16 protein-coding genes are annotated in these 16042 nt (G+C 63.1%); 3 read left to right on the top strand and 13 right to left on the bottom strand.

Annotated elements, in window-relative coordinates; translation table 11 throughout:
• Positions 1–88 precede the first annotated feature (88 nt).
• From ahpC to ACSQ3S_RS00715, 5 genes are all read right to left on the bottom strand, one after another.
• Positions 89–652 (bottom strand): alkyl hydroperoxide reductase subunit C, encoded by a 564-nt coding sequence (ahpC, locus tag ACSQ3S_RS00695; RefSeq protein WP_176653407.1) that lies wholly within the window; start codon positions 650–652, stop codon positions 89–91.
• 162 nt (positions 653–814) lie between these two features.
• Positions 815–3544, bottom strand: coding sequence for an EAL domain-containing protein (locus ACSQ3S_RS00700; protein ID WP_436144976.1), 2730 nt, complete (start codon positions 3542–3544; stop codon positions 815–817).
• Positions 3545–3768: 224 nt separating this feature from the next.
• A complete protein-coding gene (locus ACSQ3S_RS00705; protein ID WP_436141317.1) occupies positions 3769–5178 on the bottom strand; it encodes a hypothetical protein in 1410 nt (469 codons plus the stop codon).
• A complete protein-coding gene (locus ACSQ3S_RS00710; protein ID WP_436141318.1) occupies positions 5165–5362 on the bottom strand; it encodes a hypothetical protein in 198 nt (65 codons plus the stop codon). Before ACSQ3S_RS00710 ends, ACSQ3S_RS00705 begins: the two co-directional genes overlap by 14 nt.
• A 1-nt stretch (position 5363) precedes the next feature.
• The gene (locus ACSQ3S_RS00715) at positions 5364–7634 is read right to left on the bottom strand and encodes a YgiQ family radical SAM protein (protein ID WP_218087869.1); all 2271 of its coding nucleotides are present in this window, start codon (positions 7632–7634) and stop codon (positions 5364–5366) included.
• A gap of 233 nt (positions 7635–7867) precedes the next feature.
• On the opposite strand from ACSQ3S_RS00715, the gene ACSQ3S_RS00720 reads away from it, so the two are divergent.
• Positions 7868–8377, top strand: coding sequence for a DUF1269 domain-containing protein (locus ACSQ3S_RS00720; RefSeq protein ID WP_353401570.1), 510 nt, complete (start codon positions 7868–7870; stop codon positions 8375–8377).
• Between the two features lie 45 nt (positions 8378–8422).
• On the opposite strand, the gene ACSQ3S_RS00725 is transcribed toward ACSQ3S_RS00720, so the two are convergent.
• The 4 genes from ACSQ3S_RS00725 to ACSQ3S_RS00740 all read right to left on the bottom strand — a co-directional run bounded on the left by ACSQ3S_RS00725 (position 8423) and on the right by ACSQ3S_RS00740 (position 13270).
• Complete coding sequence (locus ACSQ3S_RS00725) at positions 8423–8701, bottom strand: DUF4404 family protein (RefSeq protein WP_176653404.1); 279 nt, start codon at positions 8699–8701, stop codon at positions 8423–8425.
• A 9-nt stretch (positions 8702–8710) separates the two neighbouring features.
• Positions 8711–8920, bottom strand: a complete 210-nt coding sequence (locus ACSQ3S_RS00730) for a VF530 family DNA-binding protein (protein ID WP_176653403.1) — start codon at positions 8918–8920, stop codon at positions 8711–8713.
• Positions 8921–9006: 86 nt separating this feature from the next.
• On the bottom strand, positions 9007–11136 hold the full coding sequence (locus ACSQ3S_RS00735) for a M3 family metallopeptidase (RefSeq protein WP_436141319.1): 2130 nt from the start codon (positions 11134–11136) through the stop codon (positions 9007–9009).
• A gap of 4 nt (positions 11137–11140) precedes the next feature.
• Positions 11141–13270, bottom strand: a complete 2130-nt coding sequence (locus ACSQ3S_RS00740) for a M3 family metallopeptidase (RefSeq protein ID WP_413447745.1) — start codon at positions 13268–13270, stop codon at positions 11141–11143.
• Between the two features lie 216 nt (positions 13271–13486).
• Here ACSQ3S_RS00740 and ACSQ3S_RS00745 point away from each other — a divergent pair, with 216 nt between their 5' ends.
• A complete protein-coding gene (locus ACSQ3S_RS00745; RefSeq protein WP_353401576.1) occupies positions 13487–13852 on the top strand; it encodes an MmcQ/YjbR family DNA-binding protein in 366 nt (121 codons plus the stop codon).
• A 71-nt stretch (positions 13853–13923) separates the two neighbouring features.
• Positions 13924–14235, top strand: coding sequence for a hypothetical protein (locus tag ACSQ3S_RS00750; RefSeq protein ID WP_176653400.1), 312 nt, complete (start codon positions 13924–13926; stop codon positions 14233–14235).
• 129 nt (positions 14236–14364) lie between these two features.
• Here ACSQ3S_RS00750 and ACSQ3S_RS00755 read toward each other — a convergent pair whose 3' ends face one another.
• From ACSQ3S_RS00755 to ACSQ3S_RS00770, 4 genes are all read right to left on the bottom strand, one after another.
• Entirely contained in the window at positions 14365–14922 is a 558-nt protein-coding gene (locus ACSQ3S_RS00755; protein ID WP_176653399.1) for a TMEM175 family protein, read from the bottom strand.
• Between the two features lie 114 nt (positions 14923–15036).
• A complete protein-coding gene (locus ACSQ3S_RS00760) occupies positions 15037–15231 on the bottom strand; it encodes a hypothetical protein (protein ID WP_436141320.1) in 195 nt (64 codons plus the stop codon).
• Positions 15231–15452, bottom strand: a complete 222-nt coding sequence (locus ACSQ3S_RS00765) for a type II toxin-antitoxin system Phd/YefM family antitoxin (protein ID WP_436141321.1) — start codon at positions 15450–15452, stop codon at positions 15231–15233. Before ACSQ3S_RS00765 ends, ACSQ3S_RS00760 begins: the two co-directional genes overlap by 1 nt.
• A 107-nt stretch (positions 15453–15559) precedes the next feature.
• Positions 15560–16006 carry an SRPBCC family protein gene (locus tag ACSQ3S_RS00770; RefSeq protein WP_436141322.1) on the bottom strand — a complete coding sequence of 149 codons (447 nt, stop codon included), beginning with the start codon at positions 16004–16006 and terminating at the stop codon, positions 15560–15562.
• Positions 16007–16042 lie beyond the last annotated feature (36 nt).

Below are 16042 nucleotides of genomic sequence, written 5' to 3' on the forward strand. Positions count from 1 at the left end.
TTTCTACAAATATTTAGGCGTATGCCGGGCCGGACGCCCGGACCGGCATCGCGGTAACTACTTGTGTGCTGCAGTCTTGTTCAAAGACTTAGATCTTGCCGACCAGGTCCAGCGATGGGGTCAGGGTAGCTGCGCCCTCGGTCCATTTAGCTGGGCAAACTTCGCCTGGGTGCGATGCCACGTACAGCGCTGCCTTGACCTTGCGCAGCAGTTCGGAAGCGTCGCGGCCGATGCCGTTGTCATGCACTTCCAGCACTTTGATCTTGCCTTCTGGATTGATGACGAAGGTGCCACGGTAGGCCAGGCCTTCTTCTTCGATCATCACTTCGAAGTTGCGCGACAGGGTGCCGGTTGGGTCGCCGATCAGCGGATAGTTCACTTTCTTGATCGCGTCCGAGGTGTCGTGCCATGCTTTGTGGGCGAAGTGGGTGTCGGTCGATACGCCGTACACGTCCACGCCCAGCTTGGCGAATTCAGGCTGGTGATCGGCCAGGTCTTCCAGTTCGGTCGGGCACACGAAGGTGAAGTCGGCTGGGTAGAACATCAAGACGGACCACTTGCCCTTCAGGGACTCGTCGCTCACGTCGATGAACTTGCCGTTTGCGTATGCCGTTGCCTTGAATGGTTTGATTTGGGTATTGATCAGAGACATTGTGGTTTCCTCGTTGGGTTGTGAATCATTGAGACGCCAGTGTAAGGCGTTTTGACTCATTTGCGAAATTGATTGTTCCAATAGTTTCAATACGTTTTAACTATTGATAGCGCAAAGAGATAGCTATTATCTCCGTTCCGGGCGAAAAAAGAGGGATGCTGCTCAGTTGAGCGGCGGCTGGGCCCTCAGCAGCGCGTCGAATTGCTCAGCGGGCATGGGGCGGGCGAACAGGTAGCCCTGGCCGTAGTCGCAGCCGGCGGCGGCCAGCAGGTCGCGCTGTTCCGGCGTTTCCACCCCTTCGGCGATCACCCGCAGGCCCAGCTTGTGGGCCATGACGATGATCGCGTCCGACAGGGCCATGTCGCTGGAATCGGGCGCCAGGTTGCGGGTGAAGCTGCGGTCGATCTTCAGGTAGTCGATGTCGAACTTCTTCAGGTAGGACAGCGACGAGTAGCCGGTGCCGAAATCGTCCAGCGCCACCTGGATGCCGGCGTCGCGCAGCTGCAGCAGCTTGTTGCTGACCGCCGTGTTGGCGTCCAGCAGCAAGCCTTCGGTGATCTCCACCACCACCGACTGTCCCGGCAGGTCCAGCGTGCGCAGGTGCTGCAGCCAGGCGTCGTAGGAACCGTCCTCGCGCTGGAACTCCAGCGGCGACTGGTTGACGCTGACCTGGAACGCCGGATGGTGCTCCTGCCGCCAGCGCTTGACCCACAGCACCGATTCGCGGAACACCCATTCGCCGATGTCGATGATCAGGCCGCTGGCCTCGGCCAGCGGAATGAATTCCAGCGGACTGACGACGCCGCGCTGCGGGTGGTTCCAGCGTATCAGCGCCTCGGCCTTGTGGATGCGGCCGGTCCTCAGGTGCACGATGGGCTGGAAATACAGTTCGAACTGCTTGCCCTTGAGCGCGCCGCGCAGGTCGTTGGTCAGGCGCATGCGGTTCAGCGCGGCCACCTGCAAGGTCGGCGTGAAATAGCTGAAGCGGTTGCGGCCGGCGCCCTTGGCCGCGTACATGGCCTGGTCGGCGTGCTTGAGCAGGTCGTCGATGTCGAGCGCGTCGTCCGGGTACAGCGTGATGCCGATGCTGGCCGAGACGAAGGCCTGCTCCTGGCCCAGCTCGAACGGCTGCAGCAGGCTGTCGATGATGTTCTGCGCGATGGTCTCGACCCGCTCGCCGCCATCGTGGCCCAGCTCCGACAGGATCACCGTGAACTCGTCGCCGCCCAGCCGCGCCACCGTGTCCGACTTGCGCACGCAGGCGCTGATGCGGCGCGCCGCGTCGACCAGCAGGATGTCGCCCTGGTGGTGGCCCAGCGTGTCGTTGACTTCCTTGAAGTGGTCGAGGTCGATGAACAGGATGGCGATGCGCGACTTGTCGCGCTGGCTCTTGAGCATGTCGTGCGCAAGCCGGTCGTGGAACATGCGGCGGTTCGGCAGCTGCGTCAAGGTGTCGAAATTGGCCTGTTGCCAGATCAGCGTCTCGCTCTGCTTCTTGGCTGTCACGTCCTCGATCATGCACAGGTGGTGCGGATGGCTGCCCTGCTCGGTCTCGATGGCGGTGATCGACACTTCGATCCAGGTCATGCCGCCGTCCGGACGGAACAGCCGGCTGGTGACCTTGAAGTTGTCGATCTGCTGCGCCGTCAGCAGCGCCATCTGCGCCTTGACCTGGCCCACGTCCTCCGGGTGGCCCACCTCCAGCCATTTCATCGCGCTCAGCTCCTGCTGCGAGCGGCCGACGATTTCCTGGTAGCGCGGGTTGATGTCGCGGTATTCATAGGTGATCGAATCGATCAGCGCGATGCCCAGCGGCGACGCCTCGAACATGGTGCGGAAACGCTGCTCGCCCTTGCGGATCGCCTCCAGCGCGCGCTTGCGTTCGCGCGCCAGCAGGCTGAAGTGGATCGCCGCGCCCAGCACCAGCAGCAGCGCGGCCACGCCCAGCACGCGGTACAGCCACAGCAGGCTGGTGCGGCCGTTGTCGAGGTTGTACATGAAGCCGTCGAAATTGGCCTGCCGGGGCAGCAGGCCCAGCCCGGCGTACACGTCGGCGATGTGGCGCCAGCGCTCCGGGTTCATGTAGCCGATCTCCACCAGCACCGGCTGCACCAGCGGCACCATCTGGCGCGCCTCGTACAGCAGGTGCTGGCGGTCGTTGCGGCGCGAATACTTGGTGAGGATCAGGTCGGCCGCCTCCTCCTGGTGGCTCATCGCCCATTGCCAGCCGCGCATGCTGGCGGCGCGGAAGGCGCGCGCCCGCGCCGGATGGTTGGCGATCTCGTGCTCGCTGGTGAACAGGTTGTCGCCGTAGAAATCGATGCCCACCGCGCGCGGACTGTAGATATCGTAGGGGAAGCCGACGCGGTCGAAGATGTCCGGCTCGTTGGTGGTGAAGACCGCCATCGCATCGACCTTGCCGCTGACCAGGTCGTCCGGATTGAAACTGGGCTCGACGCGCTGGTAGCTGGTGGGCGGCACGCCTTCCTTGAGCAGGTAGGCCAGCAGTTCGTCGGCGCTGCTCAATTCGTCGGTCAGCGAGCCGACCATCGCGCGCTTGCCGATCAGGCGGCGGATGTCCGGGTCGGCGGCGGTCTGGCGCATCGCCAGCGCGTACGGCGAATGCTGGAATATCACGCCCAGCACCACCACCGGCTTGCCGGCCAGCCGCGCCAGCAGCAGGCCGCTGCTGCCGACGCCGTACTCGGCCTTGCCGGCGATGACGTCGCGCTCCGGCTGGTTGCCGTCGCTGCCTTCGAGGATGCGCACGTCCAGCCCCGCCTCGCGGTAATAGCCCTGCTCCAGCGCGGCGTAGTAGCCGGCGAACTGGAACTGGTGCGCGTGCTTGAGCTGCAAGGTGACTTTTTCCTGCGCGTCGGCGGCGCCGGCCATGCCCAGCAGCAGCGCCAGCCATACCGCGCCGCCGCGGCGCGGGGCCGGAATCGTCAAAGCGCAGGCAACATCGCGTAATCGCACCGAGGGTCCCGAGGGAAATGAACTGGATATAGTGTAGCTGTTTCAGCCCGGAAATCGTGACTCTCCGCCATCGGCCGCGCACAAAAAGCAACGGACGGCCAGGCTTGCGCCTGCCGTCCGCCGTATGGGCCCCGGGTCGCTTAGTTGGGGATGCTGACCGGGACCGGCTGCTGGGCGTTGCTGCCGTTGCCCAGCTGGCCCTCGGCGTTGCGGCCCCAGCCCCACAGCGAGTTGTCCGAGCGCAGGCCGAAGCTGTGCGCGGCGCCAGAGCTGACCGAGATCCAGGTGGTCGCCGTACCGATCTGTACCGGCGTCGGGGTGTCCGGGCCGCCGTTGCCGAGCTGGCTTTCGGCATTGCTGCCCCAGCCCCACAGCTGGCCGTCGCGGGTCACCGCCATGGTGTGCGCGGTGCCGGCAGAGACCACCGCCCAGTTGTTGGCGACGCCGATCTGCACCGGCGCCGACACGTTGGCCGAACCGTTGTTGCCGAGCTGGCCGCTGGCGTTGTTGCCCCAGGCGTAGAGGGAGCCGTCGGCGCGGATCGCCACCGAATGCAGGCTGCCGGCCGACACCGACGACCAGGTCGATGAACCGAGCTTGGCCGGCGCCGAGATATCCACCAGGCCGCCGTTGCCGACCTGGCCGCTGCCGTTGCCGCCCCAGCCGTACAGATTCTGCGTGTCCTTCTGGATGCCCAGCGAATGGGTGTCGCCGGCGGCTACCGTTTGCCACAGCGTGGTGCCGATCTTGGTCGGCACCAGCCGGTCGATGGTGGTGGTGTCGCCCAGCTGGCCGTTGAAGTTGCGGCCCCAGGCGTACAGCGCGCCGCTGGTCTTGATCGCGAACGCGTGGCCCTTGCCGGCGGCGACGAAGGCCCAGTCGGTGTCCTTGCCGATCTTGGCCGGTGTGGCGTGGTCGACCGTTGTGCCGTCGCCCAGGCGGCCGTTCTGGTTGAAGCCCCACGACCAGATGGTGCCGTCGGTGCGCAGCGCAACGACGAACTGCTCGCCCACCGCCACCTGCTTCCAGATCGTGCTGCCGCCGGATACCAGCACCGGCGTGTTGCGGTCCAGGCTGGTGCTGTCGCCCAGCTGGCCGCGGATGTTCGAGCCCCAGCTGTACAGGTTGCCGTCGGCCTTGCGGGCGATGGTCTGCAGGCCGCCGGCCACGACGTTGGTCCACGGCGCGATCACGCTCAGCGTGACGCTGCCGGAGATGCCGTCCTGGGTCGCGGTGAAGGTGTCGCTGCCGACCGCCTTGGCGGTCACCACGCCGCTGGAGAAGATGCTCGCCACCGCGCCCGTGCCCTTGAAGGTCCAGACCACGCCGCTGGCCGTGTTCAGCGCCTTGGTGCTGTTGTCCGAATAGGTGCCGGTGGCCGTCAGCGTCTGGCTGGTGCCGATCGGCATGGTCGAGTTGGCCGCCGTGACGGTGATGGATTTCAACACCGGCACCGACGGCGTCGAGGAACCGCCGCCGCCACCGCCGCAGGCCGCCAGCACGGCGAACAGGGGAGCCAGCAACAGGGACGAGAATTTAAAATTTTTCATGATCTTCCAGTTCACAGAATGAGGTCTGCGGAGCAATCAGTGTAGCCGCAAGCGGACTGCGCACATCGCCGGAGCAGGACTGAATTATCCATGCAATTGCGTCGATGGGGGTATTTAACAACATTTCTTTAGGGGAAAAAGCGAAAAAAAAGCAGCGAGGATGAAGACCGCTGCTTTTTTTCATGCTACTTGCGTCCGCGCGGCGGCGGCGCGGGGCCGCGGGCCGGCTTCTTGACCTTGATGGTGTCGAGGATGGACGCGCGCGGCTTGGTGTCGAGCGACTGGCGCGCCGTCAGCGAGCCGGTCAGCGCATTGGCGCGCGGACCGCGTTGCTGCGGCTGGGCCGAGGCCACGATGCCGGACTTGGCGCCCTTGGCAGCCGGCGCCGGGCCGGACGGCGTGCGGCGGCTCGGGTCGGACAGGCCGCCTTCGCCGGCGGTCCAGCTCGGGATCAGGTGCTTGTCGCCGTTGCCGATCAGGTCGCCGCGGCCCATGGCCACCAGCGCCTCGCGCAGGATCGGCCAGTTCTCCGGATCCTGGTAGCGCAGGAAAGCCTTGTGCGTGCGGCGGATCTTGCCGCTGCGCGCGGTTTCGACGTTTTCCGAATCCTCGGTCACCTTGTGCAAGGGGTTCTTGCGCGTGTGGTACATGGTGGTGGCCATCGCCATCGGCGTCGGCATGAAGGTCTGCACCTGGTCCAGCTTGAAGTTGTTCTTCTTCAGCCACAGCGCCAGGTTCAGCATGTCGAGGTCGGTCGTGCCCGGGTGGGCGGCGATGAAGTACGGGATCAGGTACTGCTTCTTGCCCGCCTCCAGCGAGAAGCGGTCGAACATTTCCTTGAACTCGTCGTAGGCGCCGATGCCCGGCTTCATCATCTTCGACAGCGTGTTCTCTTCGGTGTGCTCGGGCGCGATCTTCAGCAGGCCGCCGACGTGGTGGGTGACCAGTTCCTTCACATACTCCGGCGAACGCACGGCGATGTCGTAGCGCAGGCCCGACGAAATCAGGATCTTCTTCACGCCGGGGATGGCGCGCGCCTTGCGGTACAGCGAGATCAGCTTGCTGTGGTCGGTGCCCAGGTTGACGCAGATCGACGGGTACACGCACGACAGGCGGCGGCACGACTGCTCGATCTTCGGATCCTTGCAGGCCAGCCGGTACATATTGGCGGTCGGGCCGCCGAGGTCGGAAATGGTGCCGGTGAAGCCCTTGGTCTTGTCGCGGATGTGCTCGATCTCGCGCAGGATCGACGGCTCGGAACGGCTCTGGATGATGCGGCCCTCGTGCTCGGTGATCGAGCAGAAGGTGCAGCCGCCGAAGCAGCCGCGCATGATGTTGACCGAGAAACGTATCATTTCCCAGGCCGGGATGCGGGCCTTGCCGTACGACGGGTGCGGCGCGCGGGCGTAGTTCATGTCGTAGACGCCGTCCATCTCGTCCATGCGCAGCGGCAGCGGCGGCGGATTGAGCCAGACGTCGCGCTCGCCGTGCGCCTGCACCATGGCGCGGGCGTTGCCGGGATTCGATTCCAGGTGGAACACGCGCGAGGCGTGGGCGTACATCACCGGATCGGTGCTGACGGTTTCATACGAGGGCAGGCGCACCACGGTCTTGTCGTGCTTTTCCCTGGCCATGGCCTGGCGTTCTTCGCGGCTCATGATGCGGATGGTCTTGACCACCTCGACCGGCTTGGGCTCGACCATGCCTTCGTTGACCTCGGCCTCGGCGCCGCCGTTGCTGGTGGCGCAGGACGAGGAGTTGGCCTGCACCATCATGTACGGGTCCGGATGGGTGTCGATCTTGCCCGGCACGTCGACCCGGGTGCTGTTGTGCACGCCCCAGTCCTCGCCCGGCAACCAGCCGGCCGGCACCATGAAGGCGGTGCCGCGCAGGTCGCGGATGGACTTGATGTCCTCGCCGGCGGCCATGCGGTGGGTCAGGTCGACCAGCGCGCGCTCGGCGTTGCCGAAGATCAGCAGGTCGGCCTTGGAATCGGTCAGCACCGAGCGGCGTACCTTGTCCGACCAATAATCGTAGTGGGCGATGCGGCGCAGCGAGGCCTCGATCGAGCCGATGACGACCGGCGTGCCGGGGTAGGCTTCGCGCACGCGCTGGGCGTAGACGGTGACGGCGCGGTCGGGACGCTTGTTCGGCTCGCCGTTGGCGGTGTAGGCGTCGTCGGAGCGGATCTTGCGGTCGGCCGTGTAGCGGTTGACCATCGAGTCCATGTTGCCGGCCGTGATGCCGTAGTACAGGCGCGGCTTGCCGAGCGCGCGGAAGGCGTCGGCCGAGTGCCAGTCCGGCTGGCTGATGATGCCGACGCGGAAGCCTTGCGCCTCCAGCAGGCGGCCGACCAGCGCCATGCCGAAGCTCGGATGGTCGATGTAGGCGTCGCCGGTGACGAGGATGACATCGCACTCGTCCCAGCCGAGCGCGTCCATTTCGGCGCGGGACATCGGCAGGAAAGGCGCCACGGCAGCGCGGGCAGACCGCTTGGGGACGGTCGCAAATAAGTTGGCAGGGGAGTTCATATCGGACAGCATTGTACCGGAAATGCCTCCGTTCCGCTCATGACTATAGGAAAATTTCTTTAGTATTCAAACACTTGAGTGACAATGATGGTAAATCTACATTGCTTTACCCGGCAGCTTTGCTATAACGAATAGATCACCACCGCAGGGAGACCATCATGCGACGCCGACTTTATTTCATGCTGCCCAACATCCAAAGCGCCCGTTCCATGCTGGACGAGTTGCTGCTGGCCCGGATCGAAATCGGCCACATGCGCTTCATGGCCAGGGATGCGCTGCCCGACGACATGCCGGACGTCAGCTTCGTGCAAAAGACCGACCTGGTGCACGGCGCCCAGCTGGGGGTGGTGATCGGCGCGATAGTCGGTCTCGGCGCGGGCGTGTTCCTGACCATGTTCCCGGTCGACGGCATGACCTTGCGCACGGCGGCCATCCTGCTGGTGACCCTGGGCGGGGCGCTGTTCGGCGGCTGGGCCTCCGGCATGAACGCGGCGGCCGTGCCGAACACGCGGCTGCGCCAGTTTGCCGACCGCATCGCGCAGGGCCAGGTACTGTTGATCGTGGACGTGCCGGTGCGGCGCGTTGAAGAAATCGAAGAGATGATCGCCAAGCGTCATCCCGAAATCAGCTTTGGCGGTATGGAACCGCCGATGCTGGCGTTTCCGTAACGCCGGCTGCCCGGGGACTTAGGTTCCCCGGGTCCTTCCTCCGCTTTAAATCCCCATGCTAGACAGGATATTGCCCAGCTCGCGCAGGGCCGGCTCCAGTTGCGGATGCTGTGCCGCGAACTTGGCGGAGATTTCCTGGGTGCGCTCGGCTAGGCCGTAGGTGGTGCTCGGGCCCGGTTCGGCTTCGGCCGCGCGCCGCTCCAGCAGCAGCTTGATGTCGCCGTCCAGCTGCGTCAGCAAATCCTTCAACTCGTCGTCGATCGGACCGGCGCTGGCCAGGTTGCTGCGCAGGGAGCTCAGTGATTCCTTCAGATTGCTGTCCATATTAGTCCCCTAGTCGGTAAATTTCGTGGCCACGTAGAGTTCTTCGACTCTGGCTCTGGCCCACGGTGTCTTGCGCAAGAATTTCAGGCTGGACTTGATGCTGGGATCGCTGATGAAACAATTGATGTCGATCCGCTGGCCCAGCTGGTCCCAACCGTAATGCGCGTGCAAACGGGTGACGATGGCTTCCAGCGTTACGCCGTGCAGTTCGTTGCTCATGTCTTCTATCTTACTCATAAAAAAAGATGCCGGACTCGATTCTTACACAAATCGAGTCCGGCATCTTGTTCGTTGCTCAACCTTGCTTACTTCTCAGTCAGGCCGCGGCGCTCCAGCAGCGGCTCGATGGTGGCATCGCGGCCGCGGAACTTGCGGTACATGTCCATCGCATCCATGGTGCCGCCGCGCGACAGCAGCATCTTGCGGAACCAGTCGCCGTTCTTGCGCAGCATGCCGCCGTGCTCGTTGAACCAGTTGACGGTATCCGCGTCGAGCTTTTCCGACCACAGGTAGCCGTAGTAGCCGGCCGAGTAGCCGCCCGAGAACACGTGCGAGAAGTAGGTCGTGCGGTAGCGCGGCGGCACCGGCGCGTAGTCGACGCCGGCCGCCTTCAGCGATGCCGCCTCAAAGCCCAGCAGGTCGGTCGGGATCTGCGACGCGCCCAGCTGGTGCCATTTCTGGTCCAGCATGGAGGCGGCCAGGTACTCGGTGGTGCGGAAGCCCTCGTTGAATTTCTTCGACGCGATCACCTTGTCCAGCAGCTCCTGCGGCATGGCCGCGCCGGTCTGGTAGTGTTTGGCGTAATTGGCCAGCACTTCAGGCCACACCGACCACATCTCGTTGACCTGCGACGGGAACTCGACGAAATCGCGCGGCACGCGGGTGCCGGAGAAGCGCGGATAGTTCACGTTGGAGAACATGCCGTGCAGCGCATGACCGAACTCGTGGAAGGCGGTGCGCAGCTCGTCGTAGGTCAGCAGCGTCGGCTCGCCGGCGTTCGGCTTCGGAATGTTCAGGTGGTTGGCGATGATCGGATGCGTGCCCATCAGCTTGGACTGCGACACGTAGGCATTCATCCAGGCGCCGCCGCGCTTGTTGCTGCGGGCGTAGTAGTCGCCGATGAAGATGGCCAGTTGCTTGCCGTCGGCATCGAACACGTCCCACACGCGCACGTCCGGATCGTAGACCGGCAAGTCCTTGCGTTCCTTGAACGTCAGGCCGTAGACCTTGTTGGCGGCGAAGAAGACGCCGTTGGTCAGCACGTTGTTCAGTTCGAAGTAGGGCTTGAGCTGGTTCTGGTCGAAATTGAAGCGCTCGGCGCGCACCTTGTCGCTGTAGAACGACCAGTCCTGGGCGGCCAACTGGAAGCCGCCGTTTTCCTTGTCGATCACCTGCTGGATCTCGGCGCCTTCCTTCTTCGCGTTGGCGACCGCCGGGCGGGCGAACTCGGACAGCATCTTGTTGACCGCTTCCGGCGTTTGCGCGGTCTGGTCTTCCAGCGAGTAGGCGGCGAAGTTGGGATAGCCCAGCAGCGCCGCTTTTTCCGCGCGCAGCTTGGCCAGCTTCAGCACGACGTCCGTGTTGTCGAACTTGCCGCCGTGGCTGCCGCGCGCCAGCGAGGCGGCCATCAGGCGTTCGCGCACGGCGCGGTTGGTCAGCACCGCCAGGTTGGCCTGGCCGGTGGTGTTGACGACGGGGATGGCGAACTTGCCTTCCAGGCCGCGCGTCTTGGCGACGGCGGCGGCGGCGTCGATCGCCTTGTCCGACATGCCGGCCAGCTCTTCGCGGGTGTCGACGATCAGCGCAGAGGCGTTGGCTTCTTCCAGCACGTTCTGCGCGAAGCTGGTCTGCAGCTTGGCCAGCTCGCCGTTCATCGCCTTCAGTTTTTCCTTGTCGGCGTCGGACAGTTTGGCGCCGGCGCGCACGAAGTCGGTGTTGTAGCGCTGCAGCAGGTATTTCGACTCGGCGTCCAGATGCAGCTTGTCGCGCTTGTCGTACAGCGACTTGATGCGCGCATACAGCTTGGCGTTGAGGCGGATCGCGTCGCTGTGCGCCGACAGCTTGGGCGACAGCTCGCGCTCCAGCGCCTTGAACGTGTCGTTGGTGTTGGCGCCGGACAGGCTGAAGAACACGGTCGACACGCGCGACAGCAGCTGGCCGGACTTTTCCAGCGCGACGATGGTGTTGTCGAAGGTGGCCGGTTTCGGATTGTTGGCGATGGCCTCGATCTCGGCGGCGTTGATGCGCATGCCTTCGGCGAAGGCCGGCGCGTAGTCTTCGTTCTTGATCTTGTCGAACTGCGGATAGCCCCACTGCAGCGGGCTGACCATGGCGAACGGATTGCTGGCCGGCAGCATCGATGCCGGTTCGGCCGCGTAAGCGCTGCCGCAAATGGCCGCCACGGCGGTCGCGATGAAGATATTGGTCTGGTTCATGGATTTATTTCCCGGTCAGGCCGCGGCGTTCCAGCAGCGGTTCGATGACGGCGTCGCGGCCGCGGAAGTTGCGGAACAGGTTCATGGCGTCGTCGGTGCCGCCGCGCGACAGCAGCTTGGCGCGGAACCAGTCGCCGTTTTCACGCTTCAGGCCGCCTTTTTCCTTGAACCATTCGACGGTGTCGGCGTCCAGTTTTTCCGACCACAGGTAGGCGTAGTAGCCGGCCGAGTAACCGCCGGAGAAGCTGTGCGAGAAATAGGTGGTGCGGTAGCGCGGCGGCACCGGCGCGAAATCGACGCCCATGTCCTTCAGCGATTGCGCTTCAAAGCCCAGCACGTCGGTCGGGATCTGCGCCGGCGTCAGCTGGTGCCAGCGCTGGTCCAGCAGCGAGGCCGACAGGTACTCGGTGGTCAGGAAGCCCTGGTTGAATTTCTTGGTGGCGATGACCTTGTCCAGCAACTCCTTCGGCATCGGCGCGCCGGTCTTGTAGTGCTTGGCGTAGTTGGCCAGCACTTCCGGCCACACGGCCCACATCTCGTTGACCTGCGATGGATACTCGACGAAGTCGCGCGGCACGTTGGTGCCGGAGAAGCGCGGATACTTCACGTTCGAGAACATGCCGTGCAGCGCATGGCCGAACTCGTGGAAGGCGGTCTTCACTTCGTCGTAGGTCAGCAAGGTCGGCTCGCCTGCGGGCGGCTTGGGAATGTTGAGGTGGTTGGCCACCACCGAATGCGTGCCCAGCAGCGACGATTGCGAGATGTACTCGTTCATCCATGCCCCGCCCTGCTTGTTGCTGCGGGCGTACATGTCGGCCAGGAAGATCGCCAGCTGCTTGCCGTCGGCGTCGAACACGTCGAACACGCGCACGTCCGGGTTGTACACCGGCAGGTCCTTGCGCTCCTTGAACGACAGGCCGTACAGCTTGCCTGCGGCGTAGAACACGCCATTGGTCAGCACGTTGTTCAGTTCAAAGTAGGGCTTGAGCTGGTTCTCGTCCAGCGAGAAGCGCTGCGCGCGCACCTTGTCGGTGTAGAAGGCCCAGTCGGCCGCATCGATCTGGAAGCCGCCTTTTTCCGCATCGACCACCGCTTGCAGGTCGGCCGCTTCTTTCCTGGCGTTGTTGACGGCCGGCTTGGCCAGCTCGCTCAACAGCTTGTTGACGGCGGCCGTGTCGTGCGCGGTCTGGTCTTCCAGCGAGTAGGCGGCGAAGTTGGCGTAGCCCAGCAACGCGGCTTTCTCGGCGCGCGCCTTGGCGATCTTCAGCACCACGTCGCGGTTGTCGAATTCGCCGCCGTGGCTGCCGCGCGCCAGCGACAGGGCCATCAGCTTTTCGCGCACGGCGCGATCGGTCAGCACGGCCAGCGGCGGCTGGCCGCTGGTGTTGACCACGGCGACCAGGAACTTGCCGTCCATGCCCTTGGCTTTGGCGGCTGCCGCGGCAGCATCGATGGCGGCGTCGCTCATGCCTGCCAGTTCGGCGCGGGTGTCGACCACCAGCGCCGAAGCGTTGGTTTCCTTCAGCACGTTCTGGGTGAAGGTGGTTTGCAGCGTGGCGATGGTGCCGTTGATGGCCTTCAGTTTTTCCTTGTCGGCGGCCGACAGCTTGGCGCCGGCGCGGACGAAATCGGTGTGATAGCGTTCCAGCAGGTGCTTGGACTCGGCGTCGAGCTTGAGCGTGTCGCGCTTGTCGTACAGCGACTGGACGCGGGCAAACAGCTTGGCGTTGAGGAAGATCGTATCGTTGTGGGCGGCCAGCTTCGGCGACATTTCGCTGTCGATGGCGTCCAGCTTGTCGTTGGTGTTGGCGCCTTGCAGGTTGCTGAAGGTGGTTTGCACGCGGGTCAGCAGCGCGCCGGATTTTTCCATCGCGACGATGGTGTTGTCGAACGTGGCCGGCTTCTTGTTGTTGGCGATGGCGTCGATTTCCTTCAGCTGGATGCGCATGCCCTCGGCGAAGGCCGGCAGGAAGTGCTCGTCCTTGATCTTGTCAAACGCCGGGTAGTGGAACGGCAGCGTGCTGGCGGCGGCCAGCGGATTGCCGGCCAGCGAGGCGGCCGGCGCCGCGAGTACAGTCTGGGAAAACGCCAGGCCGAGAGCGGCCGCGATGACTAGCATTTGAGGACGGGACATGGTTGCATCTTTCAATAAACGCCAAGGAAAAATGCTGACGCGGCGAAGCGCAGCATGGAAGCGCAAGATCATATCAGGGTGATATGGCGGTAGTCACTGGCAAAAAATGCTGCACTGCACTTGATCGGAAAGCAAGACGGTTTTCCGAAGAAAGCTCTGTATTGTTAGTAATTTTACAGCTATGCTGACGTCCCGACGCAACAATCGACCGTAGAAATGAATACCCAACAACTGAAACGCCATTGCCTGCAATTTCCCGGCGCCGTGGAGACGCTGCATGGCGAGCCGTCGAACATCCTGGTCTACAAGGTCGAGGACAAGACCTTCGCGTATTTCAAGACCAGCGAGCCGGAGCGATGGCGTTTCAGCGTGCGCGTCACGCCGGACCGCTTCCTGGAGCTGACCGACATGCCGGGCGTGAAACCGGCCCGCTACATGGGCCGCTTTCACTGGGTGACCATCGTCGACGTCAGCCAGTTCCCGGCCGACTACCTGGCCGAACTGGTGGCCGGCTCGTACCGCCGCGCGGTGGAGTCGCTGAGCAAGGCCAAACAGAAAGCGCTGGGCGGGACTTCGGCGTAGGATTATGAGGCGCGTCAAAGAGGCTAAGTAACGCGCGACGTAGAGTACATGGATTGTCAGGAGGAAATCTGATGAACGCGATCAATCACGAGGAACTGGAAAAGCTCAGGCCACAAATTCTCGCCGCACTGGAAGATCCCAACTATCTTGCCAGGACCATCCAAGATCTTGCAGAAGCGATAGGAATCGACGAACGTACCTTCGTGCGGACCATGAAATCCGATCCGGAACTTCGAGGTAAATTGAAGCTATACCCCGGCAGGTCGGAAAACGGGGAATTGCTACTCACCACGCGAGCTAAATTCTACAAAACCGCACCTTGGCGCGCACAATTTCTCGATATGTTCGCCAACGACCGCGCGTCCCTGGATGATGTGGTCTGAAACGGCGCCATATCTCGAGACGTTGCGCACGTCCGTCCTTCTGATTGTCATCGCCTCGTTCGGCGGGCTGGTGCTATTTGGGCTAAAGATATCCGTCCGAGGCCAGTCGAACTACGAACAAGCGCTAAATTAACGCCGTTCAAATCGACGGTCGGGGATGAACCAGATCGCGGCAACCACAACGTAGATCGCGAAGCCCGCCATCGGTTGCACGCACGACACCGCGATGCCTGCCGCGTACAGCAATGTGGAGAGCTTGCCCTTGCGATCCTTGCCCAGCGCGACCTTCACCGCCTCGTTGTTCGACGCCAGGCACCTTGCCAGAACAAGGTAGGCGACGCTGGACATCAACAACACAAAGCCATAGCAGGCCAGCGGCACGGCGGCGAAATGGTTCTCGCCCATCCAGCCCGTGACGAACGGCACCAGCGACAGCCAGAACAGCAGATGCAGATTGCCCCACAGCGCACCGCCGGTGACCTGGCCGACGGTGTGGATCAGGTGATGGTGGTTGTTCCAGTAAATGCCAACGTAGACAAAGCTCAGCACGTAGCTGAGGAACACCGGCCACAAAGGCTGCAGCGCCGCCCAGTCCGCTCCATGTGGCACCTTCAGCTCCAGCACCATGATGGTGATGATGATGGCGATGACGCCATCGCTGAATGCCTCAAGCCTACCCTTGCCCATGTTTACTCCCCCGTGGAAATGTAGGCCAGCATAACGACGCTGCCGGTTCAATTCAAGTGTGGATGCATCGCCTGTTCGCGCGAGGCCGATTTGGCGTCCCGATTGACCAGCCTCCTAGCTGCGCAAAAGCTGGCATCGAAGGCCGAAATGCGAGGCAGCCTTAGACATGTTTCGATCGAAGGTCCACAGTTCGGCTTGATATTCCTGGACCAGCGCCAAATGCAGTGCGTCGCCGGCGCGAAGGCCGGTCTGCCATCCATCCAACATATGCGCCGCCATACGATGGTCGTTGTCATCGACATACCGCATCAGAAGCGGTCCGAATCGCGCATTTTGCGTATGAATTCGGCTGCCGGCTCGCCCAAATAACGAATGCCTGCCCGGTGTTCGGCCAAGCTTGGAACATGCTGGCACGGCGGATAGCTTTTTACGATCTTGGCGACCGCTTTTCCACGCTTGGTGATCGTCACCTGCTCACCGCCTTCCACCAACTCGATCAGCTTGCTTAGCTGCGCTTTCGCTTCGGCCAAAGAAAACGTGTGCAGGGAACCTCATTACTATCTGGATGGTCATGAGATCGTAGCACCACGTCCTCGCAAGCATCAGGAAAGCCGCGCAACTGACTCGGCGAAAAGTATCATTCGCGAATCTCGGCCTCGACCAGCTGGCCCAGCAAAACCAGCGACTCCTGCCAGCCGAGATAGCACATCTCCGCAGGAATGACCTCCGGTATGCCTTCCTGCACAACCTTCAGCTCGACGCCGCAGAACACTGCCCGCAGCGTCACCGTCGTCTGCATCGTGCCCGGCAGGTTCAGGTCGTCGAATACGGCGGTGTAACGCAGGCGCTCATTCGGCACCAGTTCCAGATATTCGCCGCCGAAGGAGTGGCCGCCGCCGGTAGTGAAGTTGGTGAACGACATCCGATAGCTGCCGCCGACCTTCGCATCCATTTGATGCACCTTGCCGGTGAAGCCATTTGGCGGCAGCCATTTGGCCATGGCGTCGGCGTCCAGGAAGGCGCGGTACACACGCTCCGGCGTAGATTTGAGAACGCGGTGCAGTTGAACAGTATTCGTCGTCATGATTAATCTCCTGAAAAGTAGAGGACCACCCTCTGT

Origin of the sequence: Duganella sp. LjRoot269, from assembly GCF_964254095.1 — a bacterium.
Classification (GTDB): Bacteria; Pseudomonadota; Gammaproteobacteria; order Burkholderiales; family Burkholderiaceae_D; genus Rugamonas; species Rugamonas hordei.